At 59.7% G+C, this 23,672-nt stretch carries 11 protein-coding genes and 1 pseudogene; 7 read left to right on the plus strand and 5 right to left on the minus strand.

What is annotated here, in order from left to right; genetic code table 11:
• Positions 1–89 precede the first annotated feature (89 nt).
• Positions 90–7,325, plus strand: a complete 7,236-nt coding sequence (locus AC2A1F_RS15840; RefSeq protein WP_484209748.1) for a sacsin N-terminal ATP-binding-like domain-containing protein — start codon at positions 90–92, stop codon at positions 7,323–7,325.
• The gene (locus AC2A1F_RS15845) at positions 7,318–10,020 is read left to right on the plus strand and encodes a DEAD/DEAH box helicase (protein ID WP_484209749.1); all 2,703 of its coding nucleotides are present in this window, start codon (positions 7,318–7,320) and stop codon (positions 10,018–10,020) included. Before AC2A1F_RS15840 ends, AC2A1F_RS15845 begins: the two co-directional genes overlap by 8 nt.
• Positions 10,021–10,375: 355 nt before the next feature.
• On the opposite strand, the gene AC2A1F_RS15850 is transcribed toward AC2A1F_RS15845, so the two are convergent.
• From AC2A1F_RS15850 to AC2A1F_RS15865, 4 genes are all read right to left on the minus strand, one after another.
• Positions 10,376–10,744, minus strand: a complete 369-nt coding sequence (locus AC2A1F_RS15850) for a DUF2280 domain-containing protein (protein ID WP_484209750.1) — start codon at positions 10,742–10,744, stop codon at positions 10,376–10,378.
• Between the two features lie 260 nt (positions 10,745–11,004).
• Entirely contained in the window at positions 11,005–11,730 is a 726-nt protein-coding gene (locus tag AC2A1F_RS15855) for a DUF3631 domain-containing protein (protein ID WP_484209982.1), read from the minus strand.
• A 1,005-nt stretch (positions 11,731–12,735) separates the two neighbouring features.
• The gene (locus AC2A1F_RS15860) at positions 12,736–12,924 is read right to left on the minus strand and encodes a helix-turn-helix domain-containing protein (protein ID WP_484209751.1); all 189 of its coding nucleotides are present in this window, start codon (positions 12,922–12,924) and stop codon (positions 12,736–12,738) included.
• Positions 12,925–13,021: 97 nt separating this feature from the next.
• Positions 13,022–13,636, minus strand: coding sequence for a hypothetical protein (locus AC2A1F_RS15865; protein ID WP_484209752.1), 615 nt, complete (start codon positions 13,634–13,636; stop codon positions 13,022–13,024).
• Positions 13,637–13,750: 114 nt separating this feature from the next.
• Between AC2A1F_RS15865 and AC2A1F_RS15870 the strand changes: the two genes are divergently transcribed.
• Genes AC2A1F_RS15870 through hsdR form a run of 3 tightly spaced genes read left to right on the plus strand, consistent with a single transcriptional unit; the run spans position 13,751 to position 18,586 of the window.
• Positions 13,751–15,202: a type I restriction-modification system subunit M gene (locus AC2A1F_RS15870; protein WP_484209753.1), complete on the plus strand. Its 1,452-nt coding sequence runs from the start codon at positions 13,751–13,753 to the stop codon at positions 15,200–15,202.
• Complete coding sequence (locus AC2A1F_RS15875) at positions 15,199–16,254, plus strand: restriction endonuclease subunit S (protein ID WP_484209754.1); 1,056 nt, start codon at positions 15,199–15,201, stop codon at positions 16,252–16,254. The genes AC2A1F_RS15870 and AC2A1F_RS15875 overlap by 4 nt, the downstream gene beginning before the upstream one ends.
• 4 nt (positions 16,255–16,258) lie before the next feature.
• Complete coding sequence (gene hsdR / locus AC2A1F_RS15880) at positions 16,259–18,586, plus strand: EcoAI/FtnUII family type I restriction enzme subunit R (protein ID WP_484209755.1); 2,328 nt, start codon at positions 16,259–16,261, stop codon at positions 18,584–18,586.
• Positions 18,587–18,800: 214 nt separating this feature from the next.
• Here the strand turns inward: hsdR and AC2A1F_RS15885 are convergent, their stop codons facing one another.
• On the minus strand, positions 18,801–20,048 hold the full coding sequence (locus AC2A1F_RS15885; RefSeq protein WP_484209756.1) for a tyrosine-type recombinase/integrase: 1,248 nt from the start codon (positions 20,046–20,048) through the stop codon (positions 18,801–18,803).
• Positions 20,049–20,515: 467 nt separating this feature from the next.
• Here AC2A1F_RS15885 and AC2A1F_RS15890 point away from each other — a divergent pair.
• Together AC2A1F_RS15890 and AC2A1F_RS15895 are read left to right on the plus strand one after the other, a co-directional pair.
• Positions 20,516–20,806 (plus strand): annotated as a pseudogene (locus tag AC2A1F_RS15890) (transposase); the annotation flags it as partial.
• Positions 20,807–21,354: 548 nt separating this feature from the next.
• On the plus strand, positions 21,355–23,625 hold the full coding sequence (locus AC2A1F_RS15895; RefSeq protein WP_484209757.1) for a TonB-dependent receptor: 2,271 nt from the start codon (positions 21,355–21,357) through the stop codon (positions 23,623–23,625).
• The last annotated feature ends 47 nt before the right edge of the window (positions 23,626–23,672 follow it).

The raw sequence follows: 23,672 nt of genomic DNA on the forward strand, positions 1-23,672 counted from the left end.
GCCATTCAAGGTAATAAATCGCACGTTGAAAATGCAGATAATCACTATACCTACTGCCATGGCTATACTCGGGCCAACTGGAAGCCTGCATGACCGCCCTAAAGACCCCACCAGAAGCGACAATTCAGCAGATCCAGACCCTGCTCACTGAAGGTTACGGCTCCGGCTTCACGATATTCAAGGAATTGGTCCAGAACGCGGACGATGTCGGCGCTAAGCGACTGCTGTTGGCTGGACATGAAGGCTTCGCTTGGGCCGACAATGCATTGCTTCGGGCACCCGGGATCTTCGTAGCTAATAGTGGGCTTGTCAGCGCGGCCAACTGGGAAGCGCTGCAACTGGCGGCGGGCGGCGGCAAGGGAGGCGATGCTCAGGCAGTCGGCCGCTTTGGCCTGGGGCAAAAGGCACTTTACCACCTCTGTGATGCCTACGTGGTGTTTGCCCGGTTGGATGGCAGCCAAACGCCCACAAGCATGGTCTTGAACCCCTACGAGGATATCGAGACCGCAGACCACGCGCACGCCTGGAAGACGATGTCCACACGCGACGACGACATCGTGTCCGACTGGGCAGAGCAGGCCCGGATGGAACGAGGGCTGGTGCTCTATATTCCGCTGCGCTCTGCCACGCTGCGCCCCGGCCACGATCCCCAGATGCGCATTATGCCAGCGCAGTGGACACCGCGTGAGGCTTTGAAGGACATCGTCGATAGCGTTCAACTTCACGCTGCCATTGCATGCCTTCGCCATCTTGAGCGAATCGAGATCAGGTGCCCCGGTGAAAGCGACTGGTGTGTAGATGTGAAAGCCGGGTTCACGCGTCTGTCCGGTCCAGGAAGCGAAGCGCAGTCAGCGATGCATTCTGCATTTGGCGGCCAGTTCATCGTCAATGGCGGGCACGCCAGTGTCCATGGCGTCCAGAGCCAAGCTCCCGAAGGCGAAGCCATGGCGCTACGCGAACGATCGGAATGGCCAAAAGCGTGGACACTGACTGGGTTTAAAGCGGTCAAGGCGTCTCCTCACGGTGCGGCGGTGGTCTGCCGCCACCCGGCACAGCACGGCACTGCGGCACGGCTGCGCATCTGGCAGGGTGTCTATCTGCCGCTTGGCGATCCTGCCAAGGATTCCAATGCCATCCTTGATGAAGCTGGACTCAACGGCAATGAGAACGTCGATCTCGTCATCCATGGTGATTTCTTTGTCTCGAGCAATCGCTCTTCGATCCTGAGGGGCGACGGCAGCGAGCGACAGGACACGGCGAAGATCTGCTGGAACGAGGCACTTGAGCGGGAAGCCACGTTGCCATGCGTGCTTGATGCAGTGGCCAGCGCGGTGCAGTCGCTGCCGACCAACAAAGACCGCTATGACCTGGTGCGCGCACTGGGGAATGAAAAAGGGTGGTGGCCACAGAACGCCGGTGCGATCTGCCATGGCCGGGCGCTCGCGAGGCTGCTCGATACGAGCGGGGAGACCTGGTCGATTGAACAGGCATACAAGCTGCGCCCGATCCCGGAATCAGACGCGACCCACCCGCGCCGCCTGACTGAGGCATGGAAAGGCTTTGAAGAGTGGCGCGAGGCTCACGGCTTCGTGCTGGCGCAAGGTACAACGCTGGGTGAAGCACGCCCGCGATGGAGTGACCGTGAACTCGCCGAGTTGATCGCCGGAATGGCCCCGGCTGCGCTTGGCGCAAGGGATGCGGCACAGACGCTGGCCGCGATCCTCGATGATGTGGTCGGCAGGGAAGGAGCGCTCGGGCCGCTGGCGCTCTCCGCCATGGCCAAGGCATTCCGCACCGCCATGCGGGACAAGGCGAAAATGGCGCCGATGGTCCAGATCAAACTGCTGACACGCCACTTGCCAACCGATCGGCTGATCGTGCTGCCCAAGGCAGTGATCGAGCCGGATCTGCTCGCACATATTGCCGTGCAAACTCAGGCCCTTTGCATCCGGGCCGAATGGCTCGAGGACGGACACGAACCCCATACCCGCCCGCTGCCACAGGCTGAGGCGGTTGATCTGCTGACCGCGCTGGAACCGCTGGCAGCAAGGCAAGGCCGCGTAGCCGATCAGGCCGTGACGCTGATCGCCCTTGTGCTGGAGCACGGACCAGCGCTGGACGAGCTTGCACACGACGGCAAAGCGGTTTTGCTGAAAATCATCCCCACTGTGCGCGCTTCTGATCAGGCTTCGGTGCTGCTGTCCCCTTCCACTGTGTTGGGACTGGTGGGCGAAAGGCTGTTGTTTGATCGAGGGGTTGGCAGCATCGTGAAACTGGCGGCTGCTGTGGTTGAACCAACAATCTATCAGTTGCGCGCCAATGTTTCGATCAAACTGCCGAAGGGCCATGAGCTGGCGTCAGCCAACCGCCCGGCAGATAAGGTTGCGGTTGTCGGAAAAGTGCTGCGTTTTGGAACATTGGGTGATCGGATCGCCCTGTTTGATGATCTGCACAAAGACCTGCCCGCTTCGCTGCTGCGCCGCCTGATTGCTGGTGATGTGGGCCTCAAGGATGCGGATAGCCTTGCACGCATCGTCGGTCTGCCCTCCGCACTGACGGACATCGCCACCAAGCTGATCGCAGCCGATAACAGCGTTCGGATGGTCGACCCTGCGTTCTTCGGCAAGCAATTTCCTGATTATGCAGAGAAGGCCAATGTAACCGACTTCGATCTCGCCTGGCTGGGGGATCAGCTGGTGCGCCGCCGCGCTCTAGTCGAACCATTTTCAGATGAGGAGGCGATGGCGCTGCTCGGCTCGGGCTTGAGCAGGGACGTGCTGGTGAAGCTGGCTTTGCATAAGGTGACGGGCGAGGATGGATTGCACCGCCCTGATGCGTTGCTGCGCGGCCGGCTTGATGCGGTTCCAGTGGCAATGCGCAAGTTGGTGCGGATCGTTGATCCGTGGCCCGATCGCAAGGCTGAGGCGGGTCAGATCGGGCTGATCGACGACTGGACACCACAACGCCAGATTGAGCTCGCGCTGGCCGATGCCGAGCCACACCAGTTCTGTGCTGAAATACAGGAGGCGCTGGGCCGGATTTCAACGCTGGGGCCCGCTCTGCTTGACGAGCTGCGCCAGAGGGCATGGCTTACTGTAAATGGCATCGGCGCCGCGCCGAATGCAGTGCACGATCTGTTGCCTTGCGCGCTCACCGCGTGGGGCGAGGTCATGGCAGGACCGGCACCGGTTCTTCGCAGCGAGCTGCCCGAATCCCTGCTGAGCCAGCTTGATCGCCATGGGCTTATCGATGATCGCGCGAAGTCCTATCACCGGGTGTTGTGCGCCATGGCGGCAAACGGAATTAACGGGCTGGTCGTCGATCTGATGGATGATCAGGCTGATCTCACGGTGCTCGCCAAGGCCAACTGCGATCTCGAGGAAGCGGCCTGGCCGATGCTGGCGAGCACCCTGCGCGCCTTTGATAGCGAGGACGCGCTTCGGCCCGTCTTGACTGGTGTTAAATTCGCCGCGCCTGATACCGACTCGGTGGTCGACCAGCTCAATGCACTGGCAATCTCCACCCAGCGCGATGGCAGAGTGGGAGATGCGGCACGGCGTCTGTGGCGCGCAGGGTTCACCGCACACAATCAGGTTTTGCGTTCTGCCACACAGTTCCTCCCTGCCGATCTGCTGGTCGAAAGCGAGGCGGGCCCATTTGCGCGGGCCGACAAGCTGGCGCTCATAGCCACAGGGGTTGAGGACCGCGATAGCCTCGCCGCCCGCTGGCACTTCGATCTTCCTGCAAACTACGTACCGACGAGCTCTGGCAAAGACGTCCCAAGCGTCCCCATCGCTGAAAAGGCGCAGGAACTGTTCACCCCATTCCGGCTGTTTCATGAATTGCACAGTGCGGCACTTGTGGTGCTGGCGATGCTGGGCCGTGGGCCAGCGATCCGCCGCGTGGCTGAGCAGTTTCAAGGCAACCCGGGTTTCGATACCATTTGCGGAGATCTCGACGCCGCTTCCAAGCAGCTTCTCGGACTTTGCGATCCTCTGCCAGACCACATGGCCCAGATGAAGTTGGACGTGGTGCCGTTGAGCCAAGGGCAGGCGCTTGTACTTTCGGCCGCGGGGATGCCCATGCTTGCCCGCGCGGAACGTGAAGGCGCGCTGCTCTATGGCTGCATCAAGGCAGCTGGGTCCGCAAACAGCTGGCAATTGTCGATGTCGCCGATCGAACCGCGCGACCTGAACCACGCGACCGGACTGTTGCGCGACGCGGTGAAAAAACTGGTCGAGCCGATCGGCATGCGAATGCCGAACCAGTTGAATGCGGTTCTCGCACAATTCGACGGGTACCTGAAATCCGATCAGGCCACGCTTGATGAACTGATCGCCGACATCAAAGACGGTTTGGCGGAGCGCATCAAGAAGCTGACCCGCGGCGATTACCTCAAGGCTGCGCTCACACGCCATGATGCCGATCGCAAGCAGGGCCGACACGACGCCGACGATACCCAGTCGCGCCGACGCGCCAAGGAGAACCTCTGGGCCGCAATCGAGAAGCCTGAAGCAGCAGGCGAGCTGCTTGCAGCGATCCGCGAAAAGATGGTGCGCCGCAATTATGCACCCGAGCGCACGCTGTTTGAACTGTTTCAAAACGCCGTCGATGCGGCCCACCAGAAAGGCGAAAAGTCCGACGTGCGCGTTGAGGCGACGCGCGATGAGAAAAGCGCGATCTGCCACTTGCGGTTTATCCATTGGGGACGGCCCATCAATGTGCCGGGCGGGCCAAAAACCCCGCTTCGCTACGAACGCGATCTCGACAACATGCTGGATCTCGATTCGTCGGAGAAGGAGGGCGAGGATCGCGGCAAGCACGGCCTCGGCTTCAAAACGTGCCATATGCTGAGTGACAATACGCGGGTGGCGAGTGGGCGGCTGCTGTTCGGCATCCGTGGTGGCATGATCCCCTACCCATGGGAGGAAGGCCGTGTGCTTCAACAGCACTACAACACCCGCGCAGCGCAGGCGACGATCGTCGATTTGCCGATAGCACCGGGCCGTGAGCGGGATGCTGGCCGCGCATGGGACGAATTCACCAAAGTGGCCAAGTTCCTCCCTGTCACCGCACCTGATATTGGCCAAGTGATCCTGATCGATGGTGGCGGCGAAGGGGTGCTCAGCGGCAAGGCGGAAGTGACGCCGACACCCAGCGAACAGATCGCACATGTCACCTACGGCGGAGATCAGCACGCGCTGCGGCTCGATCTCGGGCCAAAGCACCAGCTGTATCTCAAGCTGCTCGAAGGAGTGCCGGTGCCCTTCGCGCTTGGCTGGGGCCGGTTGTGGAACCTTGCCCCGCTTGACGGCGAGGATCTGAAAGTCGCGTGGCTGATAGACGGTGCGTTCGAGATGGACCAGGGCCGCCGCGGGCTTCATGGTCAGGCTGACGACAAACGAGCCGCGATGCGCCGACTCAGCGGGCCGCTGGGTGAACGGCTTGTCGAACTGTTCGAAGGCTGGAGCGCGATTGCACCGACTGCTGGATTGGCGCTTGAAGGCCGAGATGCCTTCTTCGCCCGGCTGATCAAAGACATGATCGGAGACACATCCGATCATCTGGCCTGCGAACTGCACGGCACGGAAACGCGAACGAATCAGATTGGCGCGCATTACGGACTGACCAAGCTGTTCGCCGAATGCGGAGTGGTGCCACTGGCCGCGGGAGGCCTAGTCTGCGCCGGGGAAGTGGACGGCGTCTACCGCCACACGCTCACGGATAAGTCCGTCCGCGAAAAGGTCTATAGCTGGCGGCCGCAGTTCGGTGCTTGCGTCAAAGCGACTGAGGACCTGTGGGCGCAGCGGTTGGAACACCTTGGGTTCGATGCTCCACGCGGGATCGATTTGGGCACGCTCGCGCAGGAACTGTTCTGGAGCGCCGAAGTCGATGCCGGACTCGCTGCCATGGTTGGTTCCGTCTTCAATTCCAGCGCCCGAGATAGCTGGCACCCAGAAGAACGCCAGCGCGTTGATGGAGCGCTTCGCACGGTGCAACTGCGTGCGGAAAGTGGCAATTACGTTCCTTCTAACCAACTTTGGTTTCCGCAGGACAGCCGTGAAAACGATGAGGGAAGAACTGAGCGTCTGCGTGCTGCTTTCATGCCGCCTGAGGCCCGGCTGCATCCCGACTACCAGGGCGACGCGGTGGAATTTGCTCAATTAGCCCGGCGCTATCTTGCCCATGTTGAACGGCAGCATCTGGCCACTGCCTATTCGGAGCCAGAAAGATGCCTTGCGGCACTGATCTACCTCGCTGATCGCCCTAGGCAGATCCTTGGATTGAACTGGCTTCCCTCAGTCGAGGCTCTTCGTGGCCTGCCCGCCTATGATATCCTGACGCGGCAGCAACGCGGCACGCTTGAAGCTTGGTTGGGCATTGAAGACCCACCTCCCACCGACGATACGATTGGCCCAGACGATAGCGGACGCAGCGCCGAGGAAATCCTGAATGACGTAGCCGAATGGTGGCAGGAGAACCGCGAGGAACTCTCCGCGCGCCATGACAAGCTGACGTATGGCGAACTTGACGAAGTGTGCGGGGCCAATGCCTTGCAAGCGGGTGACGACGTTGCCTGGTTCACCATGCTGGCGCTCGGCTCGTTTCAAACGCTGGGGCGGATCACCCCGCAACAGTCACGCGGGATTGTGCTGCGCGGCTTGAAAGAAGATTGGTGGCAAGATCTGGCGAGAGTTGGCGAGCATGATCACGAACTGCGCCCCTATGTTGACCGGCTGATCGAATGGAGCGCCATCGGCGCGGACGAGGATTATCTCCTCTGGCGCCGCTGTCTTGGCGATATGTGCCTGATCGCACGCAACCTTTGCACCTACCGCGAAATCCTGCTGGCCTTGCCACAAATGATCGCCCAGCACGGCTCCCACGTGGTGCTCACGGATCTGTTTCGTCCGAGCAGCAGCCAGATTGTCGGCCGGATGGGGCTGGACGCCGCGCCACTGGCAAAGTCGCTTGGCATGGGGGCAAACTGGATAGTGCGCGAACTGGCGCGGCGCGGAATTTATGATGCCGACGAGGCGACGCGGGTCCAACCTTATGCCTGGAGCGCGCGGCTGCGGATCCGCAATTTCATGCAGAAGATCGGCTTGGGCGATTTTGATTCGGGTGTCGCACAAGGGCTGCAAATCCACCGCGCCGTCTGCGATACGCTTGGTGAAGAGACTCGGTTCGGGATCGATGGCGATCTCCCGTTCGAACTGCTGAATACACGTGAACGCGGCAGTGGTTGGCCGGCGGCACGTGGCCAGATCCTTGGCGGCACATGGTGCGCAGCCGATCCTTGGAAAGAGATGACCTATGCTTGAGGCTGTGACAGTTCTGGCAGCCGAAACCCCAGTCTCCCACCCCGTTCATGGGGCGGGGCAGGTTATCGCGGATACCGGCGCAACCGTCGTGGTTCGGTTTGGCGCCGATATTCACGCCGTGCTGCGCAGCGACCTGTCACTGGCGCGTTCGCTAGAACTTGCACTGTCGCAAGGTCGCTGGGATGACAGCGCTGATGGCTTGCTGCGCGCAAGCGCGCTCGCGATACGGTCGGTCAACGATCAGTGGGGCGTATTTTCCCGCTCGCGTGTTCAGTTGCTGCCGCACCAGCTTTGGGTGTGCCACAAGGTCAATCGGCAATGGCCGTTCCGGTGGCTGGTTGCCGACGATGTAGGCCTCGGCAAAACGATTGAGGCAGGCCTCGTGCTGATGCCGCTGGTCGCGCGCGCCCAAGTGCGCCGCCTGCTGATACTCGCCCCCGCCAAGCTGGTGCCGCAGTGGCAGAAGCGCCTGCACACGATGTTCGACCTGCGTGTGCAGATGTACGGCCGGGAAATCGCCAAGGCCTCTGCCGATTTCTGGGGCGTGACCCAGATGGTCGTCGCATCCATTCACACGCTGCGACAGGAAGTAGCCGAAGGCAGGGCAGAAGCCAGTGCGTTTCTGGATGCCGAGCCATGGGACGCTGTGGTGGTCGATGAAGCCCACCACCTTCATGCTGATGAGCGCACGGGTGAGACACTGTCGCTCGAACTGCTCAAGGAAATGGAGCGCCGCCAGAAGATCAAGTCGTTGCTGCTGTTCACCGGTACGCCCCATCGCGGCAAGGATCACGGATTTTTCGCGCTGCTAAGTCTGCTGGATGCCGATCGCTTTGGCCCCGACAAGGATATCGATCAGCAATTGGCTGCGCTGCCCGAGTTCATGATACGCAACAATAAGGCGACCGTAACCGATCTAAAGGGCGAGCGACTGTTCACCCCAGTAACGGTCGAGACGCGCCAATACGCTTTCTCGGAAGCAGAGGCCGCATTCTACGATACGCTAAGCGCGTTCATCCTCGATGGCCGGGCCTATGCCTCGAATCTGTCCGGTCAGGCCGCTACCGCGCGGATGCTTCTGCTGATCGCGCTGCAAAAGCTGGCAGCCAGCTCCATTGCCGCCATTCGCAGCGCGCTGGTCAAGCGGCGCGACAAGCTGGCGGCCATCGCGCAGAACGCCCGCGCCAGCATAGCTGCGCCCGAGGAGCCCGAAACGCTCGATGACGCCGCGATACAGGTGGAAAACGCGGCTGCCCGCCTGCTCGTTGAACTGATGGACGGCGAGGTCGCTCGTCTGGAGGAACTGCTTGCGCTGGCCGAACCGATAGCCCGTGAGCAGAAGATCGAGCGCTTGATAAGCCTGATCGGCGACGAGTTGCCTGCGGGCGAACCGGTCCTGCTGTTCACGGAATACAAGGCAACGCAGGCCCTTGTCGTGGATGCCCTCCACGCGCGCTTCGGGCATGGTTGCTGCGCTTTTATCAACGGTGATGGTAAGCTTGATGATCTGTCGCGTGCCGACGGGGGCCGAGGCCCGCGCAGCTGGACGCGCGAGGCGGCAGCGGATGATTTCAACGCAGGCAAGGTGCGCTTCCTCGTTTCAACCGAAGCTGCGGGCGAGGGTATCGACCTTCAGGAGCGTTGCGCAACGCTGATCCACGTCGACATGCCATGGAATCCGATGCGCCTACATCAGCGTGTCGGGCGATTGTCGCGTTATGGCCAGAAGCGCGACGTGCGGGTTTTCATCATGCGTAATCCCGATACTGTTGAAGCGCGAATATGGGATCTGCTCAACGCCAAGCTGGAGCGCATTCAGGCCACGCTTGATGTTGCAATGGATGAGCGTGAGGATATCTCACAGTTGGTTGTAGGGCTGAGCGGGCCTTCAATAGAATCGATATTCTCTGAAGGAAAGGCTCAGTTCAGCGGGACCGGACAAGCTGGTCGCCAAGGGTTGTCTGATTGGTTTGACAAGGCATCGGCCACGATCGGGGGTGAGGATCTGGTCAAGAGCGTGCGCGACATGCTTGGTAGCGTAGCTCGTTTCGATTTTGCCCAGGTGGGGCGGAATATTCCCAAGGTCGATCTGCCCGATCTGGAACGTTTCCTGAAGCTGGAGTTGGAACGCCAGGGCAAGCGGCCAATGAACCGTGCCGATGGGCTGGAGGTCATCGCGCCCGAGGAATGGAGCAGGAGCGACTACGCGATTGCCAAGCGGTATGCGGGCCTTGTGTTTGATCGCAACGCTCCAATCGACAGAAAGCAAGCACCCACACGGCTGATCGGAGTGGGACATAGCCTGTTTGATCGGGCGCTGAAGGAGGCAAATGGCCGCGAAGCATTCCTTGCCCGCTGCACTCGGCTTGATGCGCCGCTTCTGGTGGCATCGATTAGCGACGAAGTGACGGGGCAGAGCCAAAGAGTGAACCGAATCGTTATTGGCGTCTGGCGCGATGCGGCGGGACAGATCCATGTCCTGCGCGACTGGGAGCTGCTTCAACGGCTTAACGGCTTTGGCAGAGCGGATACCAGCATCAAGCCGGCCTTAGAGGAGGCAGACGGACAGAAGTTGAAGACCCGCGATCTGATAGTCCATGCCCAAACCGTGGCCTACGAAATTGCCGATGGTATGACACGCCCCATGGTGCGCGGCGAAGTTCTACTCGTGCCGGAAAATGCACCATTCGTGTAAACAAAAGTCAGCTTGGGCAATCCGCGTCCCAGAAGAGCCTTTTCGGAATGTCTCAAGCACTGATATAGGAGAGACGGGCTTCGAGATCAGGAGAATGGCAGGTTTCAGCGTAACTTGAGGTTCACGGCCACGGCTCGGACCGACGGCTTCGTCCCACGAAGTGGCGTTCCGCTTTCGGCCCAGTACCGGTCGAAATTCAGGTGCATCTCCAAAACAGCAGAGTGGCTGTTTTTGGCAGTGAACCCGCCACGAAAGCCGTCCGCCGGGAATGACTGTAAAGTCCCAAGCCCAGCCGTTCAGATGGAGACTTGTTTCATAAACAACGAATGCGCATTAACTTTCAGCCACTTCGGACTCACGCTCTCACAAACATGTTGCCCGCCTCGCGTGCGGCCTGCTCCAACACGCTCCTCGCTTCATTCAGATCGCCTCGTTCGACCGCCTTATCGTAGAGGCGTTGAAGTTGGCGCATTCTGTAGGCTCGCTGCGCGATAGCAACTCCACCGATTTCGTCCGCATAACGCTTTCGCACGGTTTGGTAGTACTCCAGCCACTTGTACGAACCGGCGAATTGGAATGACGTGGGGTCGTAGGCGCGGACGTGCCTAGGAGTCACCGGGACGTCAAACTCTTCCAAGATCAAATCTGAAACCTCGGCATGCGTTTGATGGCATGCAAGGTGTTCGACGATGCGCCTTTTGACGACGTTTGGCAGGCGTCTCATGTGTTAACCCCTGAGTAAGTGGATGAGGGGTCGGGTACGTCCCAACTGCGTTTGCATTTGGTTGGAAGCGCCACGAGAGCGTAAGTCATAGTGTCTTCCTCGTTCCCCACTCAAGGACGTCAGAGTCATACGCATCACGTCTCCGGCGTGCCGAAATACGTTGACGGTTGATGCTCGCCCTAGGGCCTGCGCCTGAACAACAGCACCCGCAAAAACCGGTGCGCCACGGAGCCAGGTCAGACTTCGCTCTACCTGTCATCCTAATCCTCGCACCACCTACAACCGTCGCCGGCACACCGTTGGCACACGCGTGTTTTCCCATTGCGGGCTTTCTCCTCCCCGGTAAGCGGAACATCCGGAACATATGAAACACCGGAGCATGCGACTGTTCCAGATGTTCCACTTGTTCCCTCTACATCGGGAGTGGGAGGCAGGTACCGTTGCCAGACATCGTAAACGTCGGCTCGACGATAACCGTTTTGAGTTGCCTGACCGACACGTATCTTTCTGGGCTTTACATCGTAACTGGAAAGCATGCGGGCCAACCGCCTGCCGTCCAGTGCTTTCCCTTTGAGATCACCCCAAGGTGCGTCTTCCTTGGCATTCAATGCGTCGAGCAGGGCTGCCGTGGTCATCTGATCGGCTTCGGCGAATACTTCGCGAATGTCGGCGAGCAGCCGAACACCGAGACTTGGCGGTTTAGCTTTGGCAGCTGCCACCAGTTTGACGGCTGCCGCACGAGCGCGTCCTGGCCAATCACCGCCGACCAGATCGGCAACGACAATCAATGCCTCCCAGACGTCGGCGTCGCGATCTGCTATACCCGCCGGCATGTCTGGAAAGGTAACCCCCTTAATTGTAGTGGCCCATCTCGAGATTGCTGCAAGTATGGGGGCAGCCTCTTCCCGCTGGAGGCGGTCCCGGAAAGGTTCGACCACCTCATCGGGTGCGCGCCTTCGCATGGCGATGACTACTGCACGGGTCATGATAGTGTCAGGGAGGTTCCCGAGCCCGGCCAGCGCAACAGCGCAGAAGGCAGGCAATTCCTCGGTCTCCACCACCTTACCCTTCATGATGCAGCGACCAGCAACTGCGCCTCGGCGGTGCCCCGCATTCAGCATACCGCGCACGTCTTCGTTGTCCTTGGCCTTTGGGCCGAACACCGTATCGATCTCGTCGTAGAGAAGGGTTGGCAAACCGGCTGGGTCGGCAACTTTGCGGAACAGGTAAGCGGGTGTGGCATTCACGGTTTCAACGGGGCGCGGAACCAAAAGTGCCGTCACCTCCAGCGCGCGGCTCTTCCCGCTGCCGGGCTCGGGCGAGAGAAAGGCTAGGCGTGGGGTCGAATCCCAATGCTGCATGAGATGGGTGTGACCGATCCATAGCGCATGGGCTGTCTGAGCTTCGCATGACGGATAGGACACAAATCGACCGATGAACGCATGGACCAAGTCGATTGGGTGACTCATGTGCACCTCCCATGCGTCCTGATCAGGTGAGGTTGCAGCGCGTCGGCTTTTCGGATCAGGCGAGCAATGTCGCTAGCAAGATCAAGCGCGCGGTGCAGCGCCTCTGGCTCCAATGCTGGAACCTTGAGCCAAGGGCTGTAGGTGTCAGGGTCGTGGTCACGGGCAAGGTTGATCGTTGCCCAGGCAAGCTCGCGAGCAGCACCAGGAGCACGTTGCTCAAGAATGCTCCAGGCCCATAGCCGCGCTCGCCGTAGTTGATCTGTCAGCGCCCCGATGTCGGGCGTTCCCTGTTCTTCGCTTCCGCGCTCAGCCATGTGCCGAGCCTCCAAACAGCGAGATTGCGAGCATGACAGTTGTCTCGATGACAATCAGCTCATCGGGTCGCCAAAGATGCTGAGCAATGATTGGCGGAAGTTGCAGTGCAGTCCGGATCGGGCTAAGAGATTTCGCGGAAGTGCCGACCAAGCTGTTCCGCGAAACCCGTCCGCTTTCGGTGGTCGGGTTTTGTTTTTGGGGCATGGTTCACGCCTCGCCAGAGATTAGCGCTTGAAGCGCATCTGCTGGGATGACCGTGCGACCACCGACACGAACTGCGCGAAGCCGTCCGGCAGCGATATGACCATAAATCGTGGAACGGCCTAGGCTTGATGCATGGCAAGCTTCGCGAATGCTATAGGCCAGCTTGGGCTGAACATTTCTTTTATCACTCATTGTCCGTCTCCGTCTCTAGAGGACCGATGACGTGGCTATGAGTTTGTAGGGTGGCATTTCACCCTTATTCAAAATTCCGATTCAGGGTGACATCTGATCATGGCGTCACAACGGCTATCATCAGTTTTTCGGGATGGATGGATCTATCTGCTGCCTCGATCACGAGATCATCGAAGGCTTGGACAATCTCTAACAGTGTTTCGATTGATGCTTTCAAGCCAGTCTCTGCGTTTTGCTGCTTCAAGCAACTGTAGATATAGGCTACCTCAAAAGCTAAATCTGAGTGTGAGAACTTATTTTTACGGCATTCTTCAATCCAAGTGTCGAGCTTTTTGGCCGTGGTATAAAACCCTTCGACTGTCTTAGAGGCATAAGAACTTCTTGCGGCGGCTTCATAAATGGCTTTGTCGTAACCGATCTCCAGCTCTCTTTCCTTGGCGCGCCGACCAATCTTGATCTGTGACCTCAGCTTTCTGAATCGACGCACGAAGTCATTCGCTTTCGTCGGCGTCACTTTTAAACTCGCCGTTGTCAGTCGGCCATTGAGCGCGTCGGATAAAGCTTTCCTCGTCTCCCACTCGATGGGCTGCTGTGACTTCAGGAGATTCGAGAGGTGGCGTTCAGGTTCTGCGATCAAACCAGCTAGGCTTAGTTGGACCAACAAATTGAGATCGGTCTGTCCAAGGCCGTACTTTGCCAAAGTGTGTTCCAATCGGACAATCAGTGTTGCTATGTCTGCAAGAATACACAGCATAACGCTAATTCGGCTGCAATTGAACAGCCGGAACCGCTTGTCGTTTGGGCGATTGCTGGCTAGCCGTCACCCATGTTCGAAAACGCTTTCAACAACATCGACCGGGCCATGCGCAACGACGAGGGCCTCGCGTCCGAGCTCGATTATGCCGAGCAGACCAGCTGGCTACTGTTCCTGAAATACCTCGACGACTTCGAGGCCGCGCAGGAGGACGAGGCCGAGCTCGAAGGTCGCGCATACCAGCCCATCCTCGATCCCGAATACCGCTGGGACGTGTGGGCCGCGCCCAAGCGCGATGATGGCGAGATCGATCACCAGATCGCCATGACTGGCCAGGACCTGATCGACTTCGTCAACGGTGACCTGTTCCCCTACCTCAAAACCTTCAGCGCCGACGCCGACGATCCCGATACGATCGAATACAAGATCGGCGAGATCTTCAACGAGATCATCAACCGCTTCCGCTCCGGCTATTCCCTGCGCGAGGTGATCGACATTGTCGACACGCTCGATTTCGGCAGCAGCAAAGCCAAGCACGAGCTGTCCGACCTATACGAGACCCGCATCAAGCGCATGGGCAATGCCGGGCGCAATGGCGGCGAATACTACACGCCGCGCCCGCTCATTCGCGCCATGATCAAGGTGGTAGACCCCAAGATCGGCGAGACGATCTACGACGGCGCGGCAGGCTCGGCAGGGTTCCTGTGCGAGGCGTTCGAATACCTGCGCCGGCCTGACCTGTCCGCTGCCGAGTGGGACATCCTCCAGCGCAAGACCTTCTACGGGCAGGAGAAGAAGTCGCTCGCCTACGTGCTCGGCGTCATGAACATGATCCTGCACGGGATCGAGGCGCCGCAGATCCGCCACACCAACACGCTCACCGAGAACGTGATGGACATCCAGCAGGCTGATCGTCACGACATCGTGCTTGCCAACCCGCCCTTCGGCGGGGGTGAGCGCAAGGAGGTGCAGCAGAACTTCCCGATCAAGTCAGGGGAGACCGCCTACCTCTTTACGCAGCACTTCATCCGCAAGCTAAAGGCGGGCGGGCGCGGGGCGGTGGTGATCAAGAATACGTTCCTCAGCAACACCGACAACGCCAGCGTCGAGCTGCGCAAGGAACTGCTGACCAGCTGCAACCTCCACACCGTGCTCGATTGCCCCGGCGGCACATTCCAGGGTGCGGGCGTGAAGACCGTGGTGCTGTTCTTCGAAAAGGGCGCGCCCACCCGGCAGGTCTGGTATTACCAGCTCGATCCGGGCCGCTCGATGGGCAAAACCAACGCGCTCAACGATGGTGACCTCGCTGAGTTCGTCGCGCTCCAGCCGGACAAGGCGGATAGCGCAAAAAGCTGGACGGTGGATGTCGACGATCTCGACAAGGCGACGTGGGACTTGTCGGTCCGCAACCCCACCGTGCCCGAGGAGGCGCCGCTGCGCGCGCCCGACCAGATCATCGCCGACATGCTCGCCCGCGACGAGGAGACGCGGCAGATCCTCGAAGAGATCAGGGGAATGCTGTGACTTGGGGGGCTCGGCCGCTCTCGGAATGCATCGAAAATGTCCGCATTCCCGCCAAGGTTCCGCGAAAATCGTTTCTGGACGCTGGCGCTGTTCCAATCGTTTCGCAGGAAGCGGATTTTATCAATGGCTATTGGAACAACGATAACGACGCTGTGAAAGTGTCGTCTCCCATGGTCATTTTCGGAGACCACACTCAGGTATTGAAGCTTATCGACTTCGACTTTGTCGTCGGGGCCGACGGGGTGAAAATCCTCAAACCAAGAAATTTCTTAGATGCCAAGTTTCTCCGATACTTCCTTGAGGCCAACCCGTTCCCATCCCTAGGCTATGCACGCCACTATCGTCACATCTCCAAGCTGGAAGTGCCACTCCCCCCGCTTGAGGAGCAGAAGCGGATTGTTGCGGTGCTGGATCAGGCCTTCGCAGCCCTCGACCGCGCCCGCGCCCTCGCCGAAGCCAATCTGACTGACCTCGAAAACCTCTCAGCGTCCGCCAGCCGGGCCGTCTTTGATGGTGTCGGCGGCGACTGGCTGAAGCTCGGCGACCTGTGCGAAATCTATCAGCCAAAAACCATCTCGGCCAAGGATTTGAAGCCAGATGGCGCATACATCGTGTTTGGCGCGAACGGCCCGATCGGGCGCTACGACAAGTTCAACCACGAAGCGCCGCAGTTGCTGGTGACATGCCGTGGGGCCACCTGTGGCAGCGTCAACATTTCCGAGCCATTCAGTTGGATCACTGGCAACGCGATGGTCGTGCGCCCGAAAGATGATCGGATTTCCGTCGACTATCTTGAGCAATTCTTCAGAGGAGCCATGGACTGGAGCACGGTCATAACGGGCGCCGCGCAGCCACAGATCACTAGGCAATCCCTAGCGCCAAGCTTGGTGCCGGTTCCTGAAAGACACACCCAAGACCAACAAGCGTCAGCGCTTAAGGGATTGCAGGATAAGTTCTCGCTGATGGAAAGTCAGATCAAGGCTAAGCTTGATGACATCGCGAGTCTCCGCCAATCCTTCCTTCAAAAGGCGTTCGCCGGGGAACTGGTCTGAGCCAATGCAGGAAACCGAAGCCGATACCCGCGCCAATCGCATCGATCCCGTGCTGCGTGATGCCGGGTGGGGCGTGGTCGAGGGTGCGCACATCCGGCGCGAGGCGATCTGCCCCGGTCGCATCATGCCCGGCGGTCAGCGCGGCGCTCCGCTCTCGGCCGACTACGTCTTTGAATACCGCGGCCACAAGCTCGCGACGATGGAGGCCAAGCGCCACGGCAAGGGTGCAGGCGCGGGCGTCGGCCAGGCCAAGGATTACTCGACCCGGCTGAAGGCCCGCTTCGCCTACGCCTCTGACGGGGCCCAGTGGTATGAGGTCGATATGCACACGGGCAAGGAGGGCAACATCGCCCCGCCTTTCCCGACGCCCGATGAGCTTTGGCAGCGCTGCTTCCCCACCGGTAATGCCTGGCGCGAACGCTTCGGCGCAGTTCCTTTCGAGACCGGTGGCGGCAAGTGGCAGCCGCGCTATTATCAGCACAACGCCATCACCGCCGTGCTCGAGGCGATTGCCAAGGATCAGCAGCGCATCCTGCTGACGCTCGCCACGGGCACGGGCAAAACCTCGATCGCGTTCCAGATCGCGTGGAAGCTGTTCCAGTCGCGCTGGAACCTGACCCGCGAGCCGGTCCGCCGCCCGCGCATCCTGTTCCTCGCCGATCGCAACATTCTTGCCGATCAGGCTTACAACGCCTTCAGCGCCTTCCCACCGGATGCGCTATGCCGGATCAGCCCTGAGGAAATCCGCAAGCAGGGCAAGGTGCCCACCAATGCGAGCGTGTTCTTCACGATCTTCCAGACCTTCATGACGGACGGCAAGAGCGTGGAAAGCGGCCTGACATTCGAAGGCTACCAGCCGGACTTCTTCGATTTCATCGTGATCGACGAATGCCACCGCGGCGGCGCGCGAGACGAAAGCACTTGGCGCGGGATCCTCGAATACTTCGCGCCCGCCGTGCAGCTGGGCCTTACCGCCACCCCCAAGCGGGACGTGAACGCGGATACCTACCGCTATTTCGGCGACCCGGTTTACACCTATGCGCTGAAGGAGGGGATCGGCGACGGCTTCCTCACCCCATTCAAGGTGCGCCAGATGGCGAGCACGATGGACACCTACACCTTCAGCGACGAGGACGAGGTGGTGAGCGGGGAGATTGACCCCGACAAGGAATACACCGAGGCGGATTTCAACACGAAGCTGATCATCGATGAGCGCGAGATGAGCCGCGTGTGCGAGTTCATGGACCAGATCGACCAGCGCCAGAAGACGCTGGTGTTCTGCGCGACACAGGATCACGCCGCCCGGGTCCGCAATTTCATCAACCAGGTGAAGACCAACCCAGACCCGCATTACTGCGAGCGGGTGACAGCCGACGATGGCAAGCTGGGCGAACAGCACCTGCGCGAGTTCCAGGACAACGAGAAGACGCTGCCGACGATCCTCACGACGTCGCAGAAGCTGTCGACCGGAGTGGATGCGCGCAACGTGCGCAACATCGTGCTGCTGCGGCCGGTGAAGTCGATGATCGAGTTCAAGCAGATCATCGGCCGGGGCACGCGCACCTTCGACGGGAAGGACTTCTTCACGATCTACGACTTCGTGAAGGCCTATGAGCACTTCAAGGATCCTGCATGGGATGGCGAGCCGGAGGAGCCGACGGGAGGTGGCGGCGGCGGTCGTGGGGGAGGTGGCCACGACGGCACGGAGGGTGACGGCGACGACAGGGATGGTGGGGGTATGGAACCCCGTCCACCTGTGGAGCGCGTGGTCGTAAAGCTGGCGGACGGCAAGGAGCGCAGGATCCGCTACGTCGCGGAGACGACGTACTGGTTCAACGGGCGCCAGATCACGGCACGGGAGTTCATGCAGCAACTGTTTGGTGACCTTAGCACGATGGTCGCGGACGCGGACGAACTGCGTAACGTCTGGACGGACCCCGACCGACGTCTGGCGTTCCTCCGCCGGTTGGAGGAAATGGGCTACGACCGCGACCGCATGGACGACATGCGCCGCCTGATCGACGCCCCCCAAAGCGACGTGTTCGACGTCCTCGCCTACGTCCGCTTCACCCTCGCGCCGATGTCACGATCCGAACGGGTGGAAGCCGCCAAGGCCACCGGCCTGACGGGGTACGAGGAGGAAATGCGGGCGTTCCTGGCGTACGTCCTGCAGGCGTACGAGATTCAGGGCATCGACGAGTTGGCACCCCACCGAATCAGCGATTTCCTCCAGATCCGATACGGCGGAACAAACGACGCCAAGAGGGTGCTCGGCTCGATCCCCGAAATACGTGGGGCGTTCATTGATATTCAGCGGCACCTGTTTTCATAAGCGGCAATCATAGTCGTTGCTCAACAACGTCTTGGGGCGAGAAATGATTGATCTTCTTCAAAAGATTCGTGGTCGTGGGCCACACAGGTATCGGCATTCCAACTGATGAACCAAGCGATCTTCCTTTTGCTCGGCCAAATTGAGACCGCGAAACAAATTTTATAGCGAATGTAGGAGGGGGTAAGCGTCCATAACCCGCAGACGCGACTGGCCACTATTTCGCGTCTGCTCTGCGAATGGGCGTTACGTTGGCACCAGCCGCCAGGATCCTGGCGCAATAGGTGGCCCAATCGTCCATGAGCCGCCGCCGCTTGTCGAAGAGGTCGCCGCGCCGATAGGCTCGCTCCACCTTGTTCTCGATAGTATGCGCCAAGGCCATTTCGGCGACTTCATGGGCATAGCCGGTGCATTCGGCGGACCAGTCGCGGAAGCCCGACCGGAAGCCGTGCACGGTCACGTCAACTTTCATCCGGCGTAGCAGCATGGTCATGGCCATGCCGGACATGCTCCCACCCTTGGTCGCTGGGAACAGCCATTCCTTGCGCAGCCCTTGCGTGGACTCCAAAATCTCCACAGCACGCGCTGACAGAGGCACGCGATGTTCCTTGCCCGCCTTCATACGGCTGGCCGGGATCGTCCAGATTGCCTTGTCCAGATCGACCTCATCCCACTTTGCGCCGATCACCTCACCAGTGCGGGCAGCAGTCAGGATCGTAAATTCCAGCGCCAGCGCAGCCACGGCCTCACGCTTGTGCAGCGCGCCTATAAATGCGGGGATCGCATCATACGGCATAGCCTTGTGATGGCCGCGCGTGAGCCGTGAACGGACAGGCAGGATTTGCGCGATATGGCCGCGCCACCGGGCCGGGTTTTCGCCCTCCCGGTATCCGCGCGCCTTGGCGGCGTCGAGGATCGTTTCCATGCGACCGCGCACGCGGCTGGCAGTCTCGGCCTTGGCTTTCCAGATCGGCTCAAGGATTTGCAAAACATGAGCAGTCCCGACCTTGGAAACGGGCAGATCCCCGATCACCGGATAGACATAGGTGGCCAGCGTGTTCTTCCATTGCTGCCGGTGCTTGTCATTGCGCCAGCTTCCCTCATTCGCGCCGATGTAAGTTTCGGCCACGGCCTTGAACGTGATTCCGGCAACCTGTGCCGCCTGAGCCGCCGCAAGAGCCACTGCCGCCACCCGCTGGCGTTCCTCAAGGGGATCAATCCCCGCCCTCACCTTGAGGCGCAGTGCGTCGCGGGCGTCGCGGGCATCGGCAAGGGAAATGCCGTCCGGTCCAGCTGTGCCAAGGCCAATGTCCCGCGACTTACCGCTGAGCATGAAGCGATAGACCCACGACCGCGCGCCGCTTTCCTTCACCAGCAAATGCAGCCCGCCACCATCGGCATGGCGACCGGGCTTTGCATTCTTCACCGCCAAGGGGGTGAGCGCGTTGCTCAGTTTCTTGGGCATTATGGCTCCCTATCCGGGAATCGAACCTGCCTAAGTTGAGCCACCATGGCACCAAGAGCAGAGCGTTCCCACAATCATTCCCCTATAATAGCGCGGTTTTATGGGAACGCAACGGGACACATTCGGACGGGAAGAGGGTCGGAACTTCATTAAACCCCTTTATTTTTAATGTTTTTCTGGCGGTGTGCGGATGCAGTTGGACACTAGTTTGGCGGACTCCGTCTCCGCCATTCACTTCAGACAAATTTTTCCCTGAATGGCCGCTCCCGGGCGGCGAATGCGCGTATTCGTGAGACTTTTTCCGCAGAACGGAACCACAAAACAAAGCCCGCCGAGAAAATCGGGTCAGCCAGTGAACTTCGCCCGAAGCGGAAAACGGAAACTGGTTCCTTTCTGCCCCCTCCCAGATGCATCAAAACGGCCGGCCAAAGTGAACTTGCGACGGTTACCCGCAGCAAGTCCTCGCGCAGCCATTGCGGCCCGGTGACATCGTCATCCTCGACAACCTGCCAGCCCACAAGGTTGCTGCAGCGCGTGAAGCCATCGAAGCCTTCAGCGCAAGGATGCTCTTCCTTCCCCCCTATAGCCCGGACTTCAACCCCATCGAGAACGCATTCTCAAAGTTGAAGGCGATCCTGAGAAAGGCCGCGGCACGGGCCGTCCCCGAGCTCTGGGATGCCATTCGAGACGCGCTGCCACGCTTCACACCGAACGAATGCACCAACTGTTTTATCGCCGCCGGGTATGAGCCAGAGTGATCGGAATCTGCTCTAGCCTACGGCTACCGTCTTCAACTTTCCAGTTACGGTTTATGTGTCGCCAAGAAGGTCGATGTCGTGAGCCACCTGAGGCGCTCAGTAGGAGCATAAAGCGGCGTGAGCATAGCCTGCCGTGGCCGCGGATGCCAGATCGTGGCTCGCGTGACCGACTCCGCCCAGGTATCCTTTTTCAAACTCCGAACCACGCCGGTGGCCACCATGATTGCCAGCCGAAGAATGAGGTTTTCGCTGGCAGCTATAGGTTTTTCCCTCAGAGTCGAAGAGGAAGGCAACGGCGGGGCTCGCAGTTGCCAACAAGCACGACTTTCTTTGCAAATACAACATGATGCTTATCCCAAAAAATAAAATCAAACTTGCTTGATTTTTCTTCTTCCAAAAAATGAACATATATGTTTGTTTATGGCTGCGCCGGAGAACGGCGCGTCACACTGCGAGCCGTGCCAAAACGGCCGAGTGCCACTTGGGAGAGTGCTATGGGTGGTTTCCGCCAACGCAAATCTATTGCCTGTTCGGCAATTTTTGCTGCTATGCTTTCGGGGGTTAGCACAACAGCCCTGGCGCAGACTGAAGCGCAAAGCGATACCGAGCAAAGTCAGACCTCGAGCCTCGAAGCCATTGTCGTAACGGCGCGGCGCGTGTCGGAGTCTCTGCAAGATACTCCAGTGGCCGTGACCTCGTTTTCATCGCAGGCAATCGACCGCAAGTTCGCAGTGGATATCCGTGCGCTAACCGGCGACATTCCGAACGTCGTCATTACCAACGTTCCGGGCTTCAACGCGGCCTCGATCGGCATCCGTGGCCAGTCGACTGGCGATATCATCCTGACGTTTGAGCCGGCCATCGGGGTCGTTGTCGATGACTTCGTCTTGGCGCACGTCCAGACGCAATTGTTCGATCTGTTCGACATCGAACGCATCGAAGTTTTGCGCGGTCCGCAAGGCACGCTGTTCGGCAAGAACACTGTAGGCGGCGTGGTGAACGTGATGACCAAGCGACCGGACGACAAGCTGGCCGCAGAACTTCGGCTTGGCTATGCCAACTTCAACACGTTTTCGGCAAAAGCATCGCTGAACGTGCCTATCAGTTCCAACCTGTATTTCCGTGCTTCGGGATCGTATCTCAAGGGCGATGGATTTTATCGGCAGACGAAATCGAACACTGTCGATGTCGTTCCGGGGCAGACGCCCGGCGATAATCGCCCGCTCGGCAGCCCGGAATACTTCAGCGGCCGCGCCAAGCTGCTGTGGGAGCCGTCGTCCGATACGGACATCATGCTGACCTATGAAATCCTGCGTGACCGCGGCGGCAGCCCGCCAAGCGTCAACGAGAGCCCGAGTGGTTTCCTCTTCGACGTTCTGGGTTTCCCCGGCATTCAGACGACCGGAGCCAGCCCCTTTGATACCGGCACGACGCTGTGCCCGGGCGACGCTAATGCGCCAACCTGCGTGGGGACGCTGAACGGCCATCGCATCGATGTGGATGGTGCATATCTGCGGGCAGAACACCGCGCCGCGGATCTGGGTGCCTTCACCTTGGTCGGTGGCTATCGCCGGGCTAAATCAATCCTGCCATCGGACTACACCGGTGAGAACGCTTTTCTATTCGTCTCCACCCGTGATGACGTTCGCGAGCAATACAGCATCGAAGGGCGGTTCAGTTCCGACTTTTCCGACCGGTTCAAGATAACCGTTGGGGGCATGTATTGGGGCCAAACCCTCGACGCCAGTGCGACGTCGTTTCTCGGCTTCCTGCGCTTCCTGGGTGACCCAACTGCATTGAGCGATCCCAACCAGTCGACCGCCGATTACAAGGTCGACAGTTATGCCGTGTTTGGGGAAGCCGAATACAAGATCGCCGATCCGCTCCACGTTTTCTTCGGTGCGCGCTACACCAAGGAGGACAAGTCGTTTTCAGTGCGGCCACAGGTGCGGCGTTCAACCATCGCCACTGGGTTCTGGCCGGAGTATTCCGACAGCGCCAGCTTCTCGAAGCCGACCATCCGGGCTGGCGTCCGCTGGGAAATCGCCGATGGCGTGAACACCTACGCTACTTACAGCCAAGGGTACAAATCAGGCGGATACAACGAACAGGCCATGTCGGCCACTTCTGCTCTGCCGTTTGCCGAAGAAACCGCAGACAGCTTTGAAATCGGGATCAAGACCGAGACGGCAGACCGCAAGCTGCGCTTCAATGCGGCTGGATTCTACGTAAAGTATGATGACCTGCAGCGCGATGCAGTGGTGCCGTTTACAGATCCGATCACAGGCCTGCCCGGACAGGAAACCCGCACCACCAATGCCGGATCGGCAGAGGTTTACGGCCTTGAACTCGAATTTGCAGCCGTCCCTGCGAACGGCCTTACACTTGGGGCTGCGTTTGGCTGGCAGAAGGCAAAGTATCTTCAGTTCTTCACGGATATCGACGGCAGTGGCACGAATGTCGACGCAAGCTTTCTGAAGCTGCGCAATGTTCCCGAAGTCACCGCCAACCTGACTGCCAATTACGAATTCCCACCGCAGCCGTGGGGCACGGTCAGCATGAACGCTGATATGAATTATCAGTCCGAATACGAATCGGTCACGCTCAACGCCGAGCGGACGCAAGGCGAGGCGCGTACTCTAGTTGGCGCCAGCCTGATCTGGTCTTCGCCAAGCGACCGATATCGTGTGTCGGCATTTGGCCGAAACCTTCTCAACAAGGTCTATCGGGTATCGGCGAACTCGGTAGCGGGACTGTTCAACTTCACCAACTACGCCCCCCCAAGAACTTATGGCATCGAGTTGGCTGCAAAATTCTGATGGCCCTCCAAAGGCGTTTCCTGGTTCCGGCTCAAGCACGCGTCCCT

It is taken from the genome of Novosphingobium sp. HNCC26BN242 (assembly GCF_057180525.1).